Origin of the sequence: Rhizobium altiplani (assembly GCF_001542405.1) — a bacterium.
Taxonomy (GTDB): domain Bacteria; phylum Pseudomonadota; class Alphaproteobacteria; order Rhizobiales; family Rhizobiaceae; genus Rhizobium; species Rhizobium altiplani.
The window spans coordinates 1-237 of sequence record NZ_LNCD01000047.1 but is presented as its reverse complement, the minus strand read 5'-3'; the positions used below and the strand labels follow the sequence as shown (position 1 = coordinate 237).

The following is a 237-nucleotide window of genomic DNA, read 5'->3' as shown; positions in this document are numbered from 1 at the left end:
AGCAGGCCTCGTCGTTCTGAGCGAGGCGGATAGAAATTTCCTGGAATCTCAGGTGCGCCGGCATAAAGCGCCGCGCTCCTTGTTGGATCGATGCCGGATGGTCTTGCTGTGTGCGCAGGGTCTGCAAAGTAAAGACGTTGCCGAGCGTCTTGGAGTCCACGAGCATACGGTTGGCAAGTGGCGCCGCCGGTTCATACAAGATGGCATTGAAGGGCTGACAGATGAATATCGTGCCGG

The 237-nt window shown here is 57.4% G+C and carries 1 protein-coding gene; it reads left to right on the top strand.

All coding sequences use genetic code 11. The features are described 5' to 3' along the window. Positions 1-16: 16 nt before the first annotated feature. A partial coding sequence (locus AS026_RS39610; RefSeq protein ID WP_245307412.1) for a helix-turn-helix domain-containing protein occupies positions 17-237 on the top strand: 221 nt, incomplete at its 3' end.